Here is a 23,272-nt window from a genome sequence, read left to right on the forward strand (position 1 = left end):
AATCTTTTAATAACATTTAAAACTCTTGATTATGTTTTATGTAGTGATAACCTATTTGTGGGTAGCTATGCTACTATATATTTTGATGGGCGGAGCCGATTTTGGGGCTGGTATTTTAGAACTATTTTCTACAAAGGACAAACGTTCCCGTACCGGACAGATTATGTACGATGCCATCGGTCCTATTTGGGAAGCTAATTATATGTAGTTAATTATCGTAGTTGTGATTTTGTTTGTAGGTTTTCCCGTTGTCTACAGTACCTTTTCAACGACTTTGCACATTCCGATCCTCATTATATTGCTGGGTATCATTGCCAGAGGAACAGCTTTTACTTTTTGGCATTACGATGCAATACACGATAACTTGCAGATTCTATATACGAAGACTTTTATGTATTCAAGTCTAATTACACCTTTATTTTTAGGTATTATCGGTGGGAGCGTATTGTCTGGACGAATTGATCCTGCCGCGCAAACCTTTCAGGATAGCTGGGGAAAGAAGAAAACCATAAGATGCTATGAGCTTCTGGGGTCAAATCGCATGAAATTTTGAGTGCTAAGGATGTTATAAAGCTTTGACAGATCGTTTACAGCATCTGCATAGACTAGATTTGAAAGGTAAGTGAAGGTCATCATACCGCCTTTACCTCCATCATCAGTATTTCATTTTGAAATTTCAATGTCTTGTTTCAAACTGAGATTATCTTCCGCATAAGCGCCGAATACGATTTTATTGATCGGTATTTTGTTTGTTGCCATAAGGTAGCTCATCATACGGTTGATATATTCTAATGTTTTTCATTATAGAATTTTTTAAATGTTATTTAATCCTCAACAGGGTTGACGGCTGAATTGCCTGCTTGTCCTAAGAAAAAATAACATTTCCGAGCTGGGGCTGGGTATAGATGCATCAGACAACGAATATCAATTCTTTGCAAATCTTGAAAGGTTACTATACCGCACAGGAAGTACATCATTGACCTGCATGGTATCAAAATTTCGACATAAGTGTCCGTCTAAAAGTCTTAAGTAATAAATGCAATCTAATGATAGACTTATTTCGGGAAATTTAGGTATCATATCGGGAAATGCCGATATTTCCCGATAGCGTTTTCGCACTTAGCTTTGTTCTTATAAATTTAAATATATTATTATGAGAACGATTACAGCTATCAAGAGGGTATCATTAACATCATTATTTTTTATGGGTATGCTTGCAGTTTCCTGTAGTGATGACGATAATATGGCGGGATCACAGGTCGGTCCCAAAAACACCATCAGCATCGAGAATGTTTTGGATGGCAAGCCATTGGTGCAATCAGGAACTTTTAAAGGGTTTGGAACTCCCCCAGTGATTCTTCCGGGACATTCGGTTAGTTTTAGTTTTAATGCTGGCGCAGGGCAGGCATTATCATTTGCTACCATGTATGGTTGGAGTAATGACTTGTTTTTTGCTCCGGAAAACCCTGGAATTAACCTATATAATGCCGATGGCACACCTGTTACTGGAGATGTGTCGGCGCAGATTAAACTATGGGACAATGGAACCCGTATCAATCAATCTCCAGGGATGAAAGTAACGCACCCAGGGGTCGCAGAAACCACTGCAAAAAATGTGATGGAAGTGAAAGGAACAGATGCCCAAGGTAATGCCTATCTGGCTGCATCACAATTAATGAAAGCGACATTGAAGTACACTGGTAATTCAGGGTTTACGTTGACTATTGAGAATAAAAGTGGTGGTACACCCAACGAAACACCATTTAGTCCGGGTGTTTGGACTGTTTCCTATGCACCCGGAGGGGACATCTTGAATAAAATGCCGATCTATACTTCTGGAAAGCCTACTGCAAATGGTTTAACGAATATTGCTGAAATGGGTGATAATACGGTGTTGGATACCTATTTACAAAGTATGACTGGAGTTTTTACACCACTTTCACCCGTACTGGTCGTTGTCTATTCAGGCAATAATAATCCGTTCTACAAGGAAGGTGAAAAAGATAGAGGCGAAGGGTTGAGCGATCTTGCGCAGATGGGCGACGCCGATAAACTTGCTACTGTACTTAAAACCAAAACCGGTGTAAAACAGGTCTATGTATTAAAAGCAGTGACCAGTACGGTGCTATTACCTCAAGTAGGTACCAATGCAGGTGGAAAAGTAATGCAACAATTAGAGGTGTCGAAAGGTGACCGAATAGCGATAGCCACCATGTATGGTTTAAGTAATGATTGGTTTTTTGCTACAAAGGGAAATGGAATAGATGCATTGCAGAAAGGAGATGTTTCTAACATGATTGCGCTATACGATAATGGAACAAAAAAAGACCAGTATCCGGGCGCGAATATACGTGTCGATTTACCGGGAATGTCTTTAACACAAAGTGAACCTATTAAAGCTGTCCCCAACCCGAATGCATTTACGACACTACCAAATATCGTTAAAGTAACACTCCATTAACCAAATTGAACGCTATAACGGATAGCCATAGGCTTCAAACTTAATGCTGTCCGTTATATTCTTTTGTTTCATTACAAATTGTTTATCTTCCTTATATTGCTGTTAATTTTTAAGAAATCTAGTCGTTATGAGATGGGAATTTAAAAATGAAAAAACCAAAGAAGTATTTCTTTTGGGAAATGATAGGCAAATGCTTACTCAATCAAGTGCTTTTCGGGAAGACACTATTAATTCCATCGTATTTAATTTCTGCGAGGACCAGGAAGCAATAATAGACGAAGTACGTTACGTTTTTCCGAAGAATACGGTTTTACCTTTGATGGCCAATCAATATTTTAGATTTAAGCAACCCAGCGAATTGATTGCCTGGCAGTTCAATCGCGAATTCTATTGTATCGTAGACCACGACGCAGAGGTCGGGTGTGTGGGTTTCCTGTTCTATGGAATTACCAATCCGATGTTTGTAAAACTTTCTGAAAACGATATTGCTGATGTCAAACTAATCGAAAGCTTTTGTCAAAAAGATATGTCTGTCAGGGACCGTATGCAGAGTGAAATGTTACGAACATTACTCAAGCGCATCATTATAAGTACCACACGATTGGCTAGGAAGCAGACCGCCTACAGTGCGTTAATTAGTGACGATCGGTTGGATCTTTTGAGAAAATTTAATTTGTTGGTGGAAAGCAACTTTAAAATGGAGCATGAAGTGAAGTTTTATGCGGGCCAACTCAATAAATCTCCCAAGACCCTCTCGAATGTATTTGCATTGCTACGATTCCCCCCACCTTCTACGATTATACAGAATAGGATTATTTTGGAAGCTAAACGTCTCCTTAATTATACCGATAAGTCGGCCAAGGAAATGGCATACTTGCTCGGTTTTGTTAGTCCAGCACATTTCAGCCGTTTTTTCAGACAGCATACAGGTGTTAGTATCTCGAGTTTTCGTGAAGATATGTTAATCTCAAACAAAAAATAAAAATACGAATATTATTTTTAATTCTTTTGCCTCTTATTTCTACAATGCAATATACACGGGCACAGACAACGGCAACTGCGGGTTATCCCGCCCGGGCGGAAGACATTCATCCTTTGTTGATCGGAGAGATGATTCCCCAGTAAATCTTAAAGATTTTTCGGGTAGGGATTTTAGCCTAAATCAGGCTGTAACAAGTAAACCTTCAGTACTTGTTTTTTATCGTGGCGGATGGTGTCCATACTGTACAAAACAATTGTCTGCTCTACAGGAACTATTACCCGAACTAAATGAAATCGGTTATCAGCTCATTGCCATCAGTACAGATAGTCCAACTGGATTAGATAAAGCCATTCAGGAAAGATCCTTAACCTACACGCTCCTCTCTGATGCAGACTTGAATGCTGCGAAGCAGTTTGGAATTGCTTATAAGGCACCTAAACAATACTGGGATATGCTACCTAAAACTACAGGCGGCTGGGATAAAGATCTTTTGTTGCCTGTACCTTCGATTTTTATCGTGGATAGAATGGGTAAGATCCATTACGAATATATTAATCCGGACTTTAAACAACGGATAAATCCGGGATTATTAAAAGCAATTGCTAAAGAGGTTTATCCAGAACTCTAATTTTATCTCGCTGTTTAACATCAATCAATTTAAGGCGGCGTCCAGTCGGTTTGGATGTCTCCTTTATGGATTGAACTTTTAGGTCTCTGTGGACTTATTTTGACGGATTCAATTCCTGAATCATTTCTTTATAAATTGTGTAACTTTGGAGCCGATCCATTATTAAATCCGTAGGCACCAAATCCCCAACTTTGTCCAAAAATTGCCAATTGTAGTTATAATATGTCAGATGCGCTTTTAGGACTTGTGCCATCTCAACGAAGGTTTATATTAAAATAAATGGGATAATTTATTTGTTACTTTTTCCGCTATAAAGGAGCGCTCTTGTTGAGCGCATGCAATGAAGTGGTTAAAAGCCTAATTCATGGTCCCTTCCCACGTTTTTTGGATACTTAAATAAATTTTTTTGGGACAAATCTGATTTTTACTCGTCAACCTAAGAAACTGGCTTTTACGGCGTGGTTAAGGAATGGTAAATAAAAACAATTAGATTATGCGTTACTCCAAAAAGATCAAAGAAAGTGTCGTTAATTCGATTGTTAATGGCGAGCTCTGGATGGAGGAGGCAATGGATAAATATCACATAACCGACAGGCGAGTTGTAGTTTCCTGGCTTAGAAAATATATTAGGGAGAAAAAAAAACAACTTGAGCGTGGGAGAAATTAAAGTTTTTTTTGATATTTCTTAAATACATTATTTTAAACCTATTAAAATAATAATACGCTTTTAGGAGTGCGGAGGTTAATGGTACAAAGAAAAAGTCAAATTTATTGAAATAGATGCTGTAATCTTTAATAGAATTACTGGAAATGCAGCAAGTTTATTAACCAATTTTGATGTTAAATAAAACTGTAATGAATAAAAGTAGAACTAAATTGACATGCTTGATGATTGTGGCTGCGCTAGCGACTGCCTGTAAAAAAACAGCCACCGAAGCAATGCTTGAGACGAATTCGATGGTGACCATAAATTAGAATGATACGTATCAGCGCATCGATGGTTTTGGAGCATTTGCTGGGCGGTCAGCAGCTTTGTTTGAATCGAGCAAACGGGATAGTATCATGGACCTATTATGGGGCGAAAATGGACTTAAACTCAATATTATACGTGGAAAAGTCATTCATACCTACAATTTTGATGAAAAAACCGGTAAAGTTTCTATTTGGCCTCAAGGGATACCAAAAGATCTGGATAACGTTAATAAAACAATCTTTAATGGACTGCCTGATTTCAAGAGAGATGAAATAGGACAGTATTGGATACTAAAACAGGCAGCAAATAAATACAAAGTACCAATCATGTTTGCGAGTACATGGACACCGCCATTATATATGAAAATAGATTCGACACGCATTGATGCTCGAATTGACTTGAAGAGTAAGGGGCCGGGAACAGTGCGCATACAAATATAGAAAAGCCAATTTGGATGACAGAAGCTTCAGAGGCAGGTATCACCGGAGGTGGCGGTACAGATGGTAGTATGAAGACGAGCATGAAACTAGCGGTAAGTTTGCATAAGTTTATGACAACAATTAACGCTAATGCTTATGTCTGGTGGTTAGGCATGGCATATCAAAAAAACACGGAAGCTTTAATATGGCATCTACCGGAAAGTGGCTCTTTGACATTCCCCAAGCTATATGATGTAATGGGGCTGTATTCTCGATTTATACGGAAAGATTACCAAAGGATTGGTATCACTGTTACAAATGATTTTGGTCTGCTTACCTCGGCTTACAGGGATCCGCAGACGAGTAAGTTTGTATTGGTTGTCACAAATCCTACAGGTAAGGAAATCCCTTTGAAGATCAATTTATCTGGATTTATGAGTGGAGATTTGTCAAATTATCAAACAACGGACAACACTATTCAACATTGGGGATTAGCCGGGAAAATAGCCGCAGATAAAAACGGCGTATTTAACGTGAAGATCCCAGCGATGAGTGTGAGTACATTGGAAGGGAAAAAATGTAGGTAAAAAACCGGATAAGAACCTACTCTCATCCGGAAACTGTGTGCTAAAATGAACTTATCAACTGTTAGGACATAAATCTAAATAACAGCATAGAGAGATATATCAACACCAATTTTTTATATTTGTTATTTTAATTTTAGTGGCAGTACTCTAAATGTGTTTACGTTGGGACGGCTGCCTATTCCGAGTACACCTAAGTTGTAACCGGTACCAAAAATGTCTCCATTGGTGCTAGTGACAATGGTGGCCCTTGAACCGGATCCAATTAATATATCCGTGAAGAAATATTTGTCTAAAGTCGCTGTACGGCTAAACTTATTACTAGAAATATTATCACCAGTGCCTAACTGACCTTCTGCGTTATTTCCTGTTCCATATAATCGTCCTGTAGTGGTCAATATGAATGAATGTGAATTGAACCCGCGCACTAATTTTACACTTTCGTTAACGGAGGTTACTTGGATAAGTTCTTTCTGATCTGTAGTATTTCCAATACCCAATTGTCCTTCTGAATTTTGTCCTGTAGCATACACCTTTCCTGAAGTTCCTAGTACAAAAGAGTGATTTGTACCTGTACTGATACCTTTTGCTTTTTCTTTAACAGGAATTTCCTTGAAAACTGTTTGGTCACCAATGCCGCTTAGTTGACCCCTAGTGTCCAAACCGGATCCCAAGACTTTGCCATCTGCTGTTCTGACAATGGTATGATCGTAACCCGTGGCGATTTCGACAATATTATAGGTGTCAAGACTATTTACTTTGATAAAATTATTCCTGTCTTTAACATCCCCTAGTCCCAATTGACCCGACACATTACGCCCTGTAGCAAATACTTGACCGTCTTCTGTGAGGATATAGGTCGATCTAAAACCGGCTACCACATCTTTGATTGTTCCCCCTAGGAAATTAACTTTTGTAAAACTATTTATTTTTTTTGTGTTGCCTAGACCTAACTGACCAGAGTTTCCCCACCCTGTAGCATAGAGTTCACCATCGTTCGTTAGAACGAATGAAGATTCGGTGCCTACCGCTATGCGTTTTATATTTGTTGGTCCAATAAGTTTACGAAATGACAAAAAATATTGGTCAGCACCGATTCCGAAAAATCCTGTAGTATAATCATATCCCTTTGTCGCCCCCATTGATCCATTAGTTTTTTTGCCAGTACCATATACCTCACCGCCGGCCGAGATGGCTAATGTATGAAACTCTCCGCTAGCGACTTGCTGAATATTAACTGTGGCAATTCTGGAAACACGAAAATCGATCGTGGTTTCAACACCAGGCCTTATTGCAAACTTGACGGTTTTGTTGACTTGTGCTGTTGCCCCGGCGGTAAGCGAAGCAATCACCAACGTTGCCGAATCGACACTTGTTGGTGTGGCTAAGAGCTTTGAAGCTGTGAGTGTCGTAGTATTAATACCAGTAAAGTTATCTATAGGTAGATTGACCGCAGTTTTATCATAATCAATCATGCCCGTCAGAAGGTTGATGCTATTGCTGACATAATGCGGTGTAAAGCTGGCCTGTATTTTGGTGATAGGCCCGATTTCCTCCGAATTTATATTAAGATTGATTTTTGAATACTTATGCTTAAATACGATGTCCAGATTATTTACTGTTTCGCCTGAAACAGTAAATTGTTTCGTAAAATAAAGTAGGTCTTTGTTGCCTGAAACATCCACTATTGGATCGGAAGCACTAATTGCTGGAGGAATTTCCGTTGTATTATAGGAATAAACAATAAATTTATAGGTACTACCGCCTTCTAGTTGAAGTTCCTTATGGTCGTCCGGTTTGGTATTACCTGCCGTATAAACTTTTTGGTCAACCAAGATATTTTTATCATCGTATATGAGAACGCGAAATTTGCTACCATTGGTAATTGTTTTCGTGTTTTTAACAGTCACCGATCCTCCGGAAGCTTTCAGTTGCTGAGCTGCACTATTATCTGAACTGAGATCGCCTTCTGTTGCTGTTGCAATTAGATAGTAATCATCCTCTAATGGGATACGTGCTACTTCTGTTGAATTTTCTTTTTGAGAGGGAAAGTTACTGGCTGATGTCGTACTAATGCTATTTGATTGGAGCTGGTTATCGCGTCCGCTGCCATCATCAATGCCTTTTAAATTCATCTTTATTACAGCAACCCCACCTTTGATAGTTTGTGCTTGATCATTATCCTTACGGCAAGAGAAGGTAATAACCAAAAGAAAAAGTGGTAATAAGATCCAAGTGGAACACTTTAAAAATTTTTGTCTGTTCATTGTTCGTACTTTGTTTTTTTTTAATTAAAATTTGAAGATTTTTTCCTTTTTTAGCAGTTGAGAGATCTACAGTTAGAAGCTCACTCGATATTGATTCTCAGCCTGTATATCTGTATATGAGAGAATAAATTCATTCTTTCTTGAGCTATATAGTGGCCTAGACTAATAGCTCGGATTGATTTCTTTAACTTTTTATAATTAAACCGATTAAAATAAATTAATAAATTTGATGTGTTGGACATTATACCGTATAAGTCTCGGGTCATAAACTGTCATTAATCGACGCTGTGGCAAATGTTTATTGTCGATTACTTGCAGCCATATATAGACGATACTTTGGGCGAATATAGAAAAGAAAATAGTTGGTTGTGAGTAGTATGTGCTGGGTCTGTATACTTGTATTATGTGTGTATGGTGTATAGGGGGGCGAGTGTTTTAAAAATTGATATGTGTACTACTAATGTAGGGTGTGTAGCTGGGTTGATGTTTATTATACTTCTTTTCGGGAAGTTGTATGCTATATTCCTTTCATCTTGTGTAGAGGGACAACAAATGCATTGAAATTTTAGTGGCTTTAAGGGATTCAAATTTGTTTTTTCGATATTTTATTTTCTTTGGTTATAAAAACAACTGTTAGACGACAATTTTTAATAATCGTCGTCTAACTGGCGAAAGTATGGAGTAAATAATGCTGTAGTAATTGTTTAGCCATGCTATAAATTAATTGTTGAAAAACACACAAACAGGAAAACCTTTCTATTTGTTTGTTAGCTTTGGATTAACTAATTAAAGTCATGGTAGGTATTCAAAAGAAGTATTAATAAAATTTATCCGTGATTTAAATAGCTATTGTCGATTTCTATTTTTGGCAACTGGAGATAGATTTTGCAAAGAGAGCTTAAGCGATATTTATTTTGAGAATGTTCGCCTTTAATAAATATTATTTTTTAGATGGCGTTAAAGCCCTTGTCGAAAAATGCCAATGGAAAGCACTGTGTCTGGGTAACCTTAATTATTTTGAAGAAAATAACAAAAATATGGGGTCTGTTCTATGAAAGGGCCCGTATTGTACTAACTTTTGAATGATGAAGAGCACTCTATGTAAATTGTAAACTTTAGAAGCTTTATCGCCCGTTATCTGAACATGGATAGTGAAGCGACTGATAAGCGGGCACCTGGGGTTTATATGCTTCCATATTTGACTATTATCGGAGGAGACAACACATCCAAAAAACTATATCTGATTGCTGGTATGAAGCATACCTTTACCGAGGACCGCCTCTCCTTGCGTACAAATATTGGGGCAAGCTATCAAAATTATCGTTTGGACTGGGCTTAGGATCCGTATAGTTACTTTCTGCAAATCCTATCAGTTATTCAAAAAGAAGATTACATTTATTGACTAAAATGGCAAATCTGTAAAAGTTCTGGTATATTTAGAAGATGAATGTTGCTTTAGATAATTGAGAGCTTCTTTACCTCCTTTCTTACCTTAAGGAATTGTTAGAAATTTCCTAATATATAGGGACAATACGTTTCCATAACAGTCTTACTTGTTAGTTTGTTTAATAAATATTTTAATTAGATTGTGGTCGTGAGTATTTACTTCCTGACGACCTTTTCTTTCAGATTTTATTGCCATATCTAAATATTCAATTTAGATAAGTAATAAGATGGTTAGACTCAAACAATCAATTCCGATTGTTCATTACTTTTTTTAAAGAGTATTAGTCAATACATAGCGTAGATCCGCCCTAAGATACTGCACAATACTATTAAAATAATATTTTTTTGGGATAAAATCGATCTCCAACCGTCATCATTGTTATGACAAAAAAATCTATTTAAAATCAATACAGATGGAAAATTACAAATGGAAAACAGTGGCAAAGCGAGCTGTTTATGGAATTTCAATCGCTTTTTTAGCGGTGCAATTCAATGGATGTAAAAACGAAGTGGTTAAATTAGAGCCGATCGACGGGATTGCGCCTAAAGTAATAGCACACAGAGGTGCATGGAATAAGGATGAGATCCCGGAAAATTCCATTTCAGCCTTGAAAGCTGCTCATAAACTTCAGGTTTATGGATCTGAATTTGATGTGCAGTATACCAAAGATAGTGTGCTTGTCGTAAACCATGATAATAATTTCAAGGGTTTGGATATTTCTAAAAGGAATTATAATGAGCTACTGCAAAAAAAACTCTCGAATGGGGAGCATATCCCTACTTTGGAGGAATATATTAAAATAGGCAGAGAGCTTAGTGGAATGCGTCTTATACTTGAAATAAAAGAAAGTAAAGCTGGAGAAAAGCGGACACTTGCAGTCGCCACAAAAGCTGTGGAAATGGTAAAACGACTGGATGTAGCAGATATAACGGATTTTATTTCCTTTAATTTCAATGTGTGTAAGGAAATACATAGAATTGCGCCTGAAGCAAATATTCAATACCTAGGGGGCGATAAATCTCCCGAAACAGTCTTCAAAGCAGGAATCAACGGTATTGGTTATTCGTATCAAGTATTGTCCCTTCGCCCCGATTGGATAAAAGATGCCCACAAAAAAGGAATGAAGGTTAATGTCTGGACTGTTAACAATGAATCTAAGATGAAAAATATGATTAATAAGAAAGTAGATTTTATTACTACCGACGAGCCGCAACGACTAATGGAAATTTTGGCTTTATAATAAGTATCCCCCCACAAATTTGATCATCAACTTGTGGGGGGATAACTGAGAATTTAATTTCAAGCTGATTAGTTTTTCTTGCTTCCAATAATGACCATATTGGTACTCAGATAACCTTTTAATTCGGCGACCCGATTAACCCCTGTTATTTCGAGTTCACCGGTCAATTTCTCTACATTGAGTAAAAGCGTATGCTGACCTTTGGATAAGTTTCCGATATTGATGCGTCGAGGTACAATTTCACCACCTTGACACCAGTTTCTCGTCGGATATCTCCATGTACAGGTAGGGCATATTCTTCCATGAGGATTGATCTTGTCATAATAATCATAGGGTTTACAGGATATCTTCGAGTCAAAATTTGATACTACTTTATCATCCAATGAAAGGCTATGTTGTCTCGTTCTAGCCTCTTCCAAATCACCATGGCCACTGGAAGTATATAAGATGTAGCCATTCTCCAGATCCTCTTTAAGTTCAAAACTAAAGGATAGCTTTTCTTCTCCTTTTTGTAAATTACGACTTATCAATGGTACATAGATGTCCTTTTCCTGATTAGCAATTGTTCCTGCGTCTTTCGTATCTATGAATAGATCTGCCTTAAATCCCGGCTGGTCACAATACGGGATACTATCTGTCTTGTATTTCTGAGGATTTGCCCCAACTTCATACTGTATATATATATCTGACTTCGGATCACGTAAGTCTTGCGCATAGGCGCTAATATTACGCTGATAGGTAATATGATTGAATCGGTCTTTGTAATAAAAATAAGGGGTAGTATAAATGATCAAGGGGAATCTTCCAATACTTTTAAAATCAGTGTCCTTTGTGATGGATGTCCCCTTGGGTAGTTTAAAATACCATGAATTTGCATTTCTGTCCCATTCATCGTATGCAGCATACAGTTCTATGCGAAAAGAAATTGAATCTCCAATCTTATTCTTTTCCTCCTCTGTTAATTTTCTGACATAGTTGGTCTGGCTGATTCGAATGGTATTGGGAGAAAGTATGGAACATTTACCCCATTGATCTTCGGAGGTGTAAAATCCGTAGAATGCTGCCTGGTCCGCGATCTGAATTGAATTAGGAACAATCTCTAATTGCTGTCGCGTTCCTTGAGCCTCTTTTTCCGGTTCAACAGCCTCCATGGAAATCCGTTTACAAGAGAGGACGACTACGGCCATCGCGAAGATAAAAAATAATACTTTTTTCATAATGTCTGACGATTTTAGTTTATAAATAATGATTTCGTAATAAATCCATGTTTAGAGATTTTGTCTTGGATTTTTACATGCATATAATGAAGACTGTTTGTTAAGAAAATTGTCCCATTTTATTTAAAATAATCTGTTATTGAATTGAATGCTGGAGTAAATAAAGATTATTAGATAATACCCGAGAAGTGTTTTTGTGGCCTGTGGACAGGATTGTTGAAAAATGAAACAGCTTTTAAATTATGAACGTTTTTTTTGGGGACAAATAGATCATGTGACCGTCTTCTTGGATAAGAATGACTCATGTCTAAGCGATTTATTTTTTTATACGAACCGGTTAAAATTACTTGGAAAATTAAAACAAAAATTATGAATATACGTAAAAACAACCAATCACTTACTTTCAGCAGATGTTGTCTGATGGTATCTCTTACATTCGCTTTGACGGGCTGTAAAAAGGATCTCGTTCAAATTGAGCCTGTCGATCCGCCATCTATTGAGGTAAAGGCAAATGCGGACAAAAAGACCGGAATGAAGATCATTAGTATTATCGAAGCCAATGATACCAATCCGTTGCTCCATACAAGTTTTAAATTGAAGAAGGAAAACAAGCCTTTATTTGATATTGTCGTTCTTTTTTCGGCCAATATTAATTATGATGAAAAGGCTGGAAGAGTGTATGCTCATCTTAACGAGAATGTTAAACATCTATTGGAAAATAGAATGAAATACATCAAACCATTGCAAGATCGAGGTACTAAAGTCGTACTTAGTATCTTGGGAAATCACGATCGCTCTGGAGTTGCTAATTTGTCCGATAAAAATGCGAAGTCTTTTGCAAAGGAACTTGCAACGGTATGCGAGACCTATCAATTAGATGGTATTATGTTGGATGATGAATATTCAAACTACCAATATCCGCCACCTGCAGGCTTTGTGTCCCCTTCAAATAAAGCTGCTGCCCGTTTATTTTACGAAATCAAAAAGGCGATGCCGGACAGAATAAATATTGTATATGCCTACAGCCGGACGAATGACTTTTCCGGTAGCAATGCGTTGGTGGAAGCAGAGGCGGGAGAATACATTGACTATGTCGTAAACGATTACTTTGCTAATGTTGGTTTGGAAAGATTTCCGGGTGTGCCCAACACACATTATGGTACTGATTCCGAAGAATTTGCACGTGGTTATTTTTTAAATAATTATGAGTCTATCAAAAGTAACGGTAATGGGACACATATGATATTTGCATTGGATCAAACCCGCGGAAATTTCAATGATCAATTGCACCAATTACAATTGATGACGAAATCACTGTTTAATGATGAGCTCGTCTATGATGAAATTGTTCACCGGAAGGATTGGTAATGCGCATGGGGCAGGCTAAGCTTTTGGGCCTTTCCATAGAATTGTATGAATAAAAGAAAAATTAAAATTTCAAAAGTATGAGAAAAATATTAGCACTGTTTATTGCTGGCTTGTATAGTTCAATCACCTTAGCACAGGATGTTAACCCTTTTAAGTTAAAGGCCGGAGATCCCGCTCCCCAAGTTATTATTGATCAATGGTTGAAGGGAAGCGCTGATGTAAATCTTTCTGACGGTAGAACACACGTCGTCGAGTTTTGGGCGACATGGTGCGGCCCCTGTATACAGGCTATGCCACATTTGCCGTCTTTGGCTCAAAAGTATAAGCAAATCCCCATTATTAGTATTACGGCTTCTGAGTCCTATGATAATGTTAATCTGCCGAAGAAATTTGTCGAAAGGTCTGGGAAGATGATGGACGATGCTGTGGGGTATGCTAAACCAGGCCTTATTGCAGATAACTGGATTCGCCCTCTCTATAATCCTAGAATACCAGTTGCCTTTGTGATCAATAGTGATGGTAAGGTCGGATGGATCGGCCACCCTCTTATGGGACTTGAAGAAGCCATGAAACTATCAGTTGAAGGCAAATTGAATGCGCATAGTGGAGCGGGTATAGATAGTGTATGGGCCGCCCGTAAAAAAGCAGCTAAACTTATGAATAAGGATTTTAAGAAAATGTTGAATTCTAAAAATTTTGAAGGCGCGCTTGGTTTGAATGATAAATTTTTGGAGAGTATACCGTATGACATGGATATATATATATCGGATGGAAATATGCACTTTTAACATATATCGACGAAAAAAAAGCGAGCATGTTTGGTAACGAATTGTTAATAAAACATGCTAATGCGCCTATTTTTTTACAATCGGTAACGAAAACTATTTTACGAGGTACTGAGCGTATTGACTACCATCAATTGAAAATTAAGGGTAAACCAGATAGGCCTTGAGTAAGGTTTGAAGTTGACATTGTTGTTAAAATTGTTTAATAGATTTATTTTTAAGAGCCCATTATCGTTCGTAAAGTTGGCGCTGACATTATATGTTGCCACCTGTCCCCACCTGAGATATTGAGGTTATAGTTCTAGGTGGTCGTGCTTTGCCTGGTCAATTCATTTAACCAGTCCACAGCGGGGTAGGCGATGGGGGCATTTCCGGCCTGGGTGTTTTCAATTTTAGCTTGTGAATAGGGTTCGAGATCCAAGGGGTTGCGGGTGGTTACAGCCTCATTGAACATTTTCATCCAGGTAACGGGATCAGCTATTTTTAATTTTTGCGTGGGCGTCGAAATGCGTTGTTCAGTGCGAAAACTGATCTTAGCCGAACCTTCACGTCCTGTTTTCGTTGTCACGAGCATAACACCATTAGCACCGCGGGATCCGTAAACAGCTGTGGCATCCCACAAGATTGAAAAATTTTCAATGTCGTCCACCGGCAAACGGGTAAGAACATCAGCGCTTACCTCGATATTGTCAATTAAAATTAGGGACCTATTATTGGCTCCAAAAGTACCTACGCCCCGAATAAAGAAATCGGCATTGTCAGCCCCTGGTTCTCCGCTCCTTTGAAAAGATACAATTCCAGCTATTTTACCTTGCAAGGCTGTTGTCAGGTTACTTACCGGCGCGCGCAGCTCTTTAGGACTGATGGAGGATACGGATCCGATGATATCACTTTTCTTTGAACGTTGCCCAAAGGCAGTGACGACAACTTCATCAATCGCTTGATTTGATTCACGGAGTATGACGTCAATCGTTTTTCTGTCGCGCTACTTCCTGAATGGCATATCCAGCCATCCGAAATACCAGTATTGCACCTTTAGGGACATTCAATACACAGAGCCCGTTTAGATCAGTGGTTGTACCTATGCTTGGATTATCTTTAACAAATATACCGGTACCCCGCAGATAGTTGCCCAGGCTGTCTTTGGCCGAACCCGAGATACGTAACTGTTGTTGTACTCCGGCATGGCTAAGAATTGGCTTCTTTTTCGGAGGATCATCTGGCGATTGTGCTTGAAGAGGTACAGCAATGCTCATACCGCCCAAGAAAAGGAGGAGCCGCAAAGGTTTATTGACCACTAAATTCTGTAATTGTGGATTGCTCGCCCTGGCTTTTTTTGAGCCATTAACATGAAAAGGGCACCCCTGAGAAATTTTAATTTAGTCATTGGTTAATGTGTCTATTTATTTTGTATAGAGTTATGAATTTTATTGGCGTTAATGGTAGTAAGACGGTTTGAGTCGATATTTGTCCCGAAATGAAACAAAAAAAATGTTCTGGTTAAATTATTCGACCATGAAAGGCGTATCCTGGTCCTATCCCGAGCTACTGAACCGAGTTATCGACTAGAACGCGGGCTTATGGCTGGAAGAAATAATAGAAAAGTTAGTTTTTATAGATGCATAAAAAACTAGACAATAGGTATGCGTATTGTGTGAAAAATAGGCTATAAGTTTTGCCCTATAGATGCCTTATAATTTGGGAAGGGCCTATCGGGAAATCATTCGATCAAAACCGTGAATCTATTGGGCGATGTCTTAAAGGCAGATCGCAAGATCAACTGCTTTATCTATGACTCCGAGCAGTTTCTGTTCAAATTTATTTGTGGTTAGATCATAGAGGTAATAAGACCCTTTATGTATCGCGCTAGCTTGTGGGGCGAATGTCGCAATACCTACCTTTGTTGTGGCATCTGAAGGAAGGTTAAAATCCCAAGCGACGATATCGCCGGAATGATCTGCGGGGAGAGTAATAAAAGGTGTGAGGGATAAGTCTTGTGAAGACAGCCGATAAATGACACGGCCTTTCGCAAAATACCAGTAGTTATTTATAAAAGTAAAATTTATTCCATCGACTACCTCCGGGATTGTTTTTGGTGCTGAGGTTATTAATTGGTAGCTATTTAGATAGATCAAGTGTCTGAAAATCTCATTATCACTGTGTGTAATAAATACCCAAAAAATATTACTGGCTGACCCAGCTATAAAGTGATGGTTTTTAAGTTCTTTTGTGTTAAATGGAAAGTCAACACTATAGTTAAAAAGGCCATAATTTAGATTGGAATTGAAGAAAATACGAAAGGCTTGATTGCGGTAATCAAATCCTGCGAGACGATATCCGTTGATTGGGGAACTGGTAACAAGCGCAGTATTCCCAAAATGGTAATTGAGCGTATCGTTGGGAAACACATCGCCGCTGATCAGGCCGGCAAGGATATTGTGGCATTTTCCATTGATTAAAACCAATCCATCAAAGATATGCTGATTAAAGTCTGTCCAGGCATTGTTGGCGACGGAAAAAGTTGGGCGAAGAGTTTCACCTGAGATAACGGCTTTTGTGGCGGAGTAGGTATAATTAGGTCTTAGCGAGAAGAAATCTAAAATCATCATCGGATAATCACCTTCTGATGTAGTAATTAGGATACATTTATATTTTCTGGTTCCATTATTATCTAATGCATAGCTAATATCAATATTGACGGGTTTTTTGCCAAGTGTTATATTTTCAAAGTTTTTTTGATACAGAAAACTGTCCCGGTCAAGCAAGCTCCGCATGACCAGCGTGCTTTCCCCTAGATTATTCTCCGTTAAAATATAGGACCCCAAACCAACGCTTTTTATTACAACAATGGTAAAAGCGTCACTTGTGGTAATCGATGTTTGTAGATCTTTGACCAATAGCTTTCCCGTATGTCTTCCTGCTGGGTAGGCATGGGCAGCGATCAATAATTTATCGGTGTGACTGACAGTATCGCCGTTGATAATCCAGGTAAAATCGACGCGTTGTTTCGCCTGATTTAAGGTATTAGAGACCGAACAAACTAAAAGTTTGGAATTTCCTTGTCTGATTAAGTATTCCTTTCCATCTATCGGTGACCCATCCTGATCTTTCGTGATGATCCGGTTAATTTCATGATAGTTATAATTACCCTTATCTTTTGAACAGGCCCCAAGTATAAGTATAAGGAACATGTAGTTTAGCGCGATGTAGTATTTTTTACTGTTCATAACTATTTTATTCAGGTAAATATATTCTGGGTTTATCGCTATCACCATCTGGATACACCACATTATTTCTGAAATATTTTTTCAATTCTTCCATGAAATAAAAGGTAACTGGGTACAATGTTATAGCGGGATAAGGAGGCATGTTATTCCAGGCGAAATTTGGTTTGTCCCCAGTAAATCTAGGGGGCGTATGATCCGCTCCCGGATAATATATTTCAATCCACTTTTTATATACCTCTTTTTTGTATTCTCCGAAATAATCTTTCCATCCTACCCACCAGTGGGGCTCGAGTAATTGATCGGTGAGGGACAGTTTAAAAGTGGTTTTCGATGCTGGCCCCAACTTGAATTTTTCATTTTCATGTAGGGAAATTTGAAAGGAAAAGATCTTTTGCTTGAGCTCTTGAGCTCTTTTGATATAAACAAATAGGGTATCTTGGAAGTGGTTTTTGCGCAAGGTTGGCGTTGAAATTTGGACTAAATCGGACGGATATTCTTTTTCATTGGCAATCAGGCCCACGCTTATGGCTCGGTCTTCTTTGGCTGCTTGCCCGATAAGAATAATAGGGAGGGCCAAAGTCATACCTGAGGTGCTATCGTTTTCCAAGGCAAACGAAAAATTAATAGCGTCAGTTGTTTGTTGTGGCTCTTGATTTTTGAGCTTCAGCTCTCCGAAATATAAAAATGCATCCGTTGTATTATAACCAGTTAGCTCGTCGCTTTTGTCACAGCTCGAAAAGAGAAATATAACGGATAAAAATAGATTGTATATCGAGATACTGTTCATAATTAATGATTGGGGTTGTAAAGCTGTTCATCTTCGGGAACTGGAAAATTAAAAATTTCCTTAATAGGAGGGGGGGAATTTTTGCTGCGGTAAATTTGGAGATTAAGTCGTTTATAAAAAGTAAATAGAAAACCTTCACCGATATATTCACGGCGTACTTCATCTATTAAAGCCATCAAAACTTCATTTTTAGTAATATTGTGTGTCCAAGCTATTGGCGGTAGCGAGCGATTATAGCGGACGATATTTAAGTAATCGAGCGATTTTTTTAAATCCTGGTCTAGATAGGTTTCGGTTAAGATAAAGTAGATCTCAGGAAGATTGATCAGCTGAGCTTCTCGATATTTGTCAAGATCTTTGTCGTAGTATTCATGATCATCGGGAAATGAAGGATAAATAAGTTTGTAGAATGTAGTTCCGGAGTTTAACCACATCCAGTAACGAATGTCATTAATCGACCCCGTACCTTGGGTATAAAGCTGGGACAAAAAAAGTGTATAATCGGGAACTAGGCGCCCATTTGTATAGTATTCAGGAGATACATATCCCGTAGTGAGATCTTTCATATTATTTATATATAGTCCCCAGATATTTTCCCTTGTGAAACGAAAATTCCAATTGTTAAACGAATTAGGTTCGTACTCAGGGAGGTCGTCATCGTTAACAAAATGAATAGATGTATTTTTTGGCAGTTCATTCATAAGTTGCGTGGCCCGATCTGATGCAACGGTCATATTGCCTTCCCATAATGATTTGCGCGCCAGTAAGGCCGATACAGCAAAATAATTCATATGAATACCTCTTTTGTCCAGTAAGAAGTTGTAGTCATTGTTTTTGTTTAAGTTTGCATATTTATCGTTACTACGAATGGGATCTTGAGCCAATAGTGTTTTAGCCAATTGCAAGTCTGCTTCAATATGTTGAAAACAGACCCGGCTTGTTGAAAATTGCCCCGGTAACTTTCCCGATGTGGTGTAATAGGGGATCGCAGGCGTATCATGTCCTTCTGTTTTTATCACCGGACCAAATAGCTTTAGCAATTCAAAGTGACAGAAAGCCCGAATTGCCAGTGTTTCGCCTTTAATTATAGCATAATTTGGATCGGTTTTGATATTGTCAATTTGCGCAAGGATGATATTGCACTGTCGGATAATCCGGTACATACCGGACCAAATTGCATTAATTTTACTTTCTACAGTTGCTGCACGGTAGTCATAGTTTGACGCAGGGTAATAAATATGCTGTGGGTATATTTGCCAATAACCGGCGAGTACATCCAACATTCCAAATTCCATTTCCCTTCCATATAAGGCTTTATCTCCCAACTCTGCATAGATGCCTGCCAGGGCTGTTGAGAAGCCTTGGCGGTTGGTCAAAACGTCTTCTACATAAAGGTCTTTATCAGACCGGGTATCCAGCCATTTCTTGCAGGAGGTGTTCCCTAACAGGAATAATAATGTACAAAAAGAAAAAAAAACAGAAGCTTTCATATTGTCAATTTTTATTAAAATTGTACCATAATCCCCATATTAAAAGTACGTGCAAAGGGATAATCCAATCCACGCTCCATCCTTATAGTATTGATCGTCACGATATCGGTTAAGGCCATATTAAATTTTAAGCGGCTGAGGCCATATTTTTGTATCTTTTTAGTTGGAATTTCGTAATTAAGGATCAGTGTGGATAAGTTAATTTTGTTTTCTCGTTGAATAAATCGACTGGATAATAGCGTAGGGCTTTCATCACGGATACTTTTGAATAAGGCTTGATCGCCCGGCGCCTTCCAACGGTCAGCGCCTGCGCGTGCTTCTGTGTTCAACCAAGGGCTCGTATTTTCAATGCGATTCGCTAAGGTCTGATTATAAATATCTCCGCCCAATGAGTAACTAAAAAATACCTGTATTGAAAGATTTTTATAACTGAGTGAGGTTCGCAATGAACCAAATACACTGGGTTCACGGTTGCCAATAACGGTAATATCATTGACATTCCACTTATCACTTATTCCACCCATATTGTCCAAGAAAATTTCCTTGCCTGATGCCGGATCAATCCCGATTGATCGTACTCCTTTTAAATTCTGTATAGAAGTCCCCTGCTGATAATAGGTTGTTTGTAAATAGTTGCCTTTATTATCCTTTTTTAAATTGTCACTGTTAAGACCTTTAAGTGCCTCAGATATTTCAATTAACCTATTTTGGTTACGAATGGCGGTGGCCGTCAAATCCCACCGAAATCCATTTACAGGATTTTCTATCAGTTTGAAGGAAAAGCTAGTTTCAAAACCTTTATTACGTACCTTGCCCGAATTCTCATAATAAGCGTTATGGGGTAGGCCTAATGAGGGTGCAGTGGTGACCAGGGAAATCATGCGATCGGTTACTTTATTATAATATATTATTGTAAATAAGAATCGTTTTGACCAGAGTTTGCCTGTGGTTCCTAGCGTCCATGAACGTATCTTGGGCCAACGTAGATTATCGTTGCCTTCTTTGGCATAAGTTAAGCCAGTTTCCCTATAGTATTTTTTTTCTGGAGAATGTACGTAGGAAGAAAGTGTTAAGTTGGTCAGGTAAGCGTCGGTTCCATTGACTCCAGTGTTGGCAAAAAAGCGAATCTCATCAATCCATTTGCTGTTCAAAAAGATGTCTTTATTGAGATTGTACCCGATACCAACTGTCCAAAAATTATCGTATGCCCTGTTCTTTCCAAATTTAGAAGAACCATCCAAACGATAGGATATATCGAGGTAATACTTTTGACGATAGAGGTAATTTCCGGTGAATAACAGGCCTAACAGGCGGTTACGAGGATTTGTGTGATTGCGGCTATTTGTTTTTGCCTGCGCGGCGATGATATCCATAGTTTGATAACTGTCGGAAGTTAAGCCTGCCCACGTATTTTCGGTTTGATTAAATTGACTGGATCTAATTTCTCCGATAAAATTTGTTTGAACGCTATGTTGTGGCGTAAAGTAATTATAGCCTAAGTTTAAGTTTGCGGAATAGTTTATCCCAGTTCCATGTGTATTGTAGTATTCACCGCGGCTATCTTGTGATACACTATCAAAGCGACTATGAGAAGGACCTGTATATTTTTCTCCCAAAAGGCTGATCTTCTCCAAGCCGATAACAGATTTCAATACAAAATGTTGACGAATGCGCCATTCGGCAGCAAAGTTATTTAAGAGCACTTTATTTTGTAGGTAATCTTTGGGAATAAATGTCGCATTATACAGGGGATTGGTTCCCACTTCGTTTAGCTTTTCATCCGGATATTTTTTCACTAGGGATCCCTGGCTATCATAAAGAGGCTGATAAGGGTTCATACGTGCATAAAGCGAAAAGGGGCCATAGGGTGAGTTGGTCGCTTTTGTGAAAAAATAATTGATGTAATTGCGTAAGGTAAGTACATCTGGAATATGATAGATAAGATCGAGCCCTATGCCGGCACGCAGTCGAGAGGAGCCTTTCATTACACCTTGTACAGTGCCATAATTTCCATCTACTCGATATTGAAGCTTTGGGATCTGGCCTTCTAGCTGTAAGCTGTGGTTTAAAGTAAGCGAATTTCTGACGGGCTGCGATAGCCAGTCGGTATTGACCCCGCGGATGACGTTGGCTTTTCGGTTGGCATAAAGTTTCTCCAGTGCAACTTGCGCAAGGTTATCCTGTTCGGGTGTTGGCCATGTTCCGGGAATAATATCATATTTTCCGGCAACTTTTTCGTACATCAATTTCTGTTCGGCATTCATCAATTTATAGTCGCTGAGATCTACAGCGCTAAGGGTAGATCGGAGATTATAGGATAATGTGAATCTTTTTTCGCTAAGGGGACCGGTTTCTACAACAACGACACCATTTCCACCTCTGGAACCATACAAGACAGTCGAGCTTGCGTCTTTCAGCAATGTGATACTCTTAATTCTGTTAATATCGATATCATAGAGCCTTTCTAAACTGATTTCAATACCATCTAATATAACCAAAGGTGAATTTAGAGCATAGTCTCCTATATTATTTATACCTCTGATGGTGATTCGGGGAAGTACATTGATATTCGAACCTGTAGTAATATCCTCATCGATCTTGAGCGTAGGATCAAGTGACTGCAATATTTGAAAAATATTGCTGTTATTAAATTGCTCAAGTTCCTGTTGTGTAATAACTGTCGAAGTGCCCGTAAATGATAATTTTCTCCGGCGTGTATATCCTGTGTTAATCAGGACTTCTTCGATCATATTATTTTTTTGCCGCAACATCAGATTTAGCTGGCTTTGCTTTCCAATAACAATATGTTGAGCAGCATATCCCACCATGGAAAACGAAACGATATCCCCTGGTATAGCGTTTATTTTGTATTTACCTTCTTTATCCGTAATTGTTGTATGAATCGGATTATTTGAGAGATTACGAACGACAACATTACTCAATGGACCTTGTGATTCATCAGTTATAGTGCCCCGCAACAGGCCGGAATTTGCATCTTTTTTTTTCGTCGGGGAAATTTTTTCAGGAAGTTTGGACCGGATAAATATCGTATTGTTTTCAAATGACAGGCTCATGGTTTGCGAGGCTGAGAGCATTTTAAGTACTTCCCTGACATCTTTGTTTTTGACGTTTAAAGTCACGGGATTTGCTTGCTCGAGTACATCCATATCGCCAATGATATCGGATTTTATTTGTTGATGAATTTTTTCCAGAACAGCATGTAGTGATTCTTTTTTTACTTTTAGCGTAATGGTCTGGGCCCTTATGGTCGGGAAAGCCCAGACCATAACGGATAACAAAAGGATTATTTTTCCCGTAAACGTAGTTGACGATGAAAGACAGCTACGTTTGATGACAGTACCGAAAAATAAGCCTCGTTTCCCCATTGGCTATCCAT

16 protein-coding genes and 2 pseudogenes are annotated in these 23,272 nt (G+C 38.5%); 10 read left to right on the plus strand and 8 right to left on the minus strand.

Going from position 1 to position 23,272, the window contains the following annotated elements:
- Positions 1 to 31 precede the first annotated feature (31 nt).
- From ABDW32_RS09220 to ABDW32_RS09245, 6 genes and pseudogenes are all read left to right on the plus strand, one after another.
- Positions 32 to 553: pseudogene (locus tag ABDW32_RS09220) on the plus strand (cytochrome d ubiquinol oxidase subunit II).
- A gap of 600 nt (positions 554 to 1,153) precedes the next feature.
- Positions 1,154 to 2,461, plus strand: coding sequence for a spondin domain-containing protein (locus tag ABDW32_RS09225; protein WP_343561638.1), 1,308 nt, complete (start codon positions 1,154 to 1,156; stop codon positions 2,459 to 2,461).
- A 127-nt stretch (positions 2,462 to 2,588) separates the two neighbouring features.
- Complete coding sequence (locus tag ABDW32_RS09230) at positions 2,589 to 3,443, plus strand: helix-turn-helix domain-containing protein (protein WP_343561640.1); 855 nt, start codon at positions 2,589 to 2,591, stop codon at positions 3,441 to 3,443.
- A gap of 202 nt (positions 3,444 to 3,645) precedes the next feature.
- Positions 3,646 to 4,071: pseudogene (locus tag ABDW32_RS09235) on the plus strand (redoxin domain-containing protein); the annotation flags it as partial.
- Between the two features lie 1,062 nt (positions 4,072 to 5,133).
- Entirely contained in the window at positions 5,134 to 5,484 is a 351-nt protein-coding gene (locus tag ABDW32_RS09240) for a hypothetical protein (protein ID WP_343561642.1), read from the plus strand.
- A 14-nt stretch (positions 5,485 to 5,498) separates the two neighbouring features.
- Positions 5,499 to 6,050, plus strand: a complete 552-nt coding sequence (locus ABDW32_RS09245; protein ID WP_343561644.1) for a glycoside hydrolase family 30 beta sandwich domain-containing protein — start codon at positions 5,499 to 5,501, stop codon at positions 6,048 to 6,050.
- 122 nt (positions 6,051 to 6,172) lie between these two features.
- Here ABDW32_RS09245 and ABDW32_RS09250 read toward each other — a convergent pair whose 3' ends face one another.
- Positions 6,173 to 8,314, minus strand: coding sequence for a fimbrillin family protein (locus ABDW32_RS09250; protein ID WP_343561646.1), 2,142 nt, complete (start codon positions 8,312 to 8,314; stop codon positions 6,173 to 6,175).
- Positions 8,315 to 9,458: 1,144 nt separating this feature from the next.
- Here ABDW32_RS09250 and ABDW32_RS09255 point away from each other — a divergent pair.
- Both ABDW32_RS09255 and ABDW32_RS09260 read left to right on the plus strand, forming a co-directional pair.
- Positions 9,459 to 9,653, plus strand: a complete 195-nt coding sequence (locus ABDW32_RS09255) for a hypothetical protein (protein WP_343561648.1) — start codon at positions 9,459 to 9,461, stop codon at positions 9,651 to 9,653.
- Between the two features lie 520 nt (positions 9,654 to 10,173).
- The gene (locus ABDW32_RS09260; protein WP_343561650.1) at positions 10,174 to 11,001 is read left to right on the plus strand and encodes a glycerophosphodiester phosphodiesterase family protein; all 828 of its coding nucleotides are present in this window, start codon (positions 10,174 to 10,176) and stop codon (positions 10,999 to 11,001) included.
- Positions 11,002 to 11,069: 68 nt separating this feature from the next.
- Here ABDW32_RS09260 and ABDW32_RS09265 read toward each other — a convergent pair whose 3' ends face one another.
- A complete protein-coding gene (locus ABDW32_RS09265) occupies positions 11,070 to 12,218 on the minus strand; it encodes a peptide-N-glycosidase F-related protein (RefSeq protein WP_343561652.1) in 1,149 nt (382 codons plus the stop codon).
- Between the two features lie 369 nt (positions 12,219 to 12,587).
- On the opposite strand from ABDW32_RS09265, the gene ABDW32_RS09270 reads away from it, so the two are divergent.
- Together ABDW32_RS09270 and ABDW32_RS09275 are read left to right on the plus strand one after the other, a co-directional pair.
- On the plus strand, positions 12,588 to 13,586 hold the full coding sequence (locus ABDW32_RS09270; protein ID WP_343561654.1) for a glycosyl hydrolase family 18 protein: 999 nt from the start codon (positions 12,588 to 12,590) through the stop codon (positions 13,584 to 13,586).
- A 77-nt stretch (positions 13,587 to 13,663) separates the two neighbouring features.
- Complete coding sequence (locus ABDW32_RS09275) at positions 13,664 to 14,374, plus strand: TlpA disulfide reductase family protein (protein ID WP_343561656.1); 711 nt, start codon at positions 13,664 to 13,666, stop codon at positions 14,372 to 14,374.
- 298 nt (positions 14,375 to 14,672) lie between these two features.
- Here the strand turns inward: ABDW32_RS09275 and ABDW32_RS09280 are convergent, their stop codons facing one another.
- The 6 genes from ABDW32_RS09280 to ABDW32_RS09305 form a co-directional block, all read right to left on the minus strand.
- Positions 14,673 to 15,341: a TonB-dependent receptor plug domain-containing protein gene (locus tag ABDW32_RS09280; RefSeq protein ID WP_343561920.1), complete on the minus strand. Its 669-nt coding sequence runs from the start codon at positions 15,339 to 15,341 to the stop codon at positions 14,673 to 14,675.
- Positions 15,337 to 15,627, minus strand: a complete 291-nt coding sequence (locus ABDW32_RS09285) for a hypothetical protein (protein WP_343561658.1) — start codon at positions 15,625 to 15,627, stop codon at positions 15,337 to 15,339. Before ABDW32_RS09285 ends, ABDW32_RS09280 begins: the two co-directional genes overlap by 5 nt.
- Before the next feature lie 501 nt (positions 15,628 to 16,128).
- Complete coding sequence (locus ABDW32_RS09290) at positions 16,129 to 17,598, minus strand: PKD-like family lipoprotein (RefSeq protein WP_343561660.1); 1,470 nt, start codon at positions 17,596 to 17,598, stop codon at positions 16,129 to 16,131.
- Positions 17,599 to 17,605: 7 nt separating this feature from the next.
- Entirely contained in the window at positions 17,606 to 18,385 is a 780-nt protein-coding gene (locus tag ABDW32_RS09295) for a DUF4843 domain-containing protein (protein WP_343561663.1), read from the minus strand.
- A 2-nt stretch (positions 18,386 to 18,387) separates the two neighbouring features.
- Entirely contained in the window at positions 18,388 to 19,875 is a 1,488-nt protein-coding gene (locus tag ABDW32_RS09300; RefSeq protein WP_343561665.1) for a RagB/SusD family nutrient uptake outer membrane protein, read from the minus strand.
- Between the two features lie 14 nt (positions 19,876 to 19,889).
- Positions 19,890 to 23,261, minus strand: coding sequence for a SusC/RagA family TonB-linked outer membrane protein (locus ABDW32_RS09305; protein WP_343561667.1), 3,372 nt, complete (start codon positions 23,259 to 23,261; stop codon positions 19,890 to 19,892).
- Positions 23,262 to 23,272: the final 11 nt, after the last annotated feature.

Source organism: Sphingobacterium sp. (assembly GCF_039596235.1).
In the GTDB taxonomy this organism is placed as follows: domain Bacteria; phylum Bacteroidota; class Bacteroidia; order Sphingobacteriales; family Sphingobacteriaceae; genus Sphingobacterium.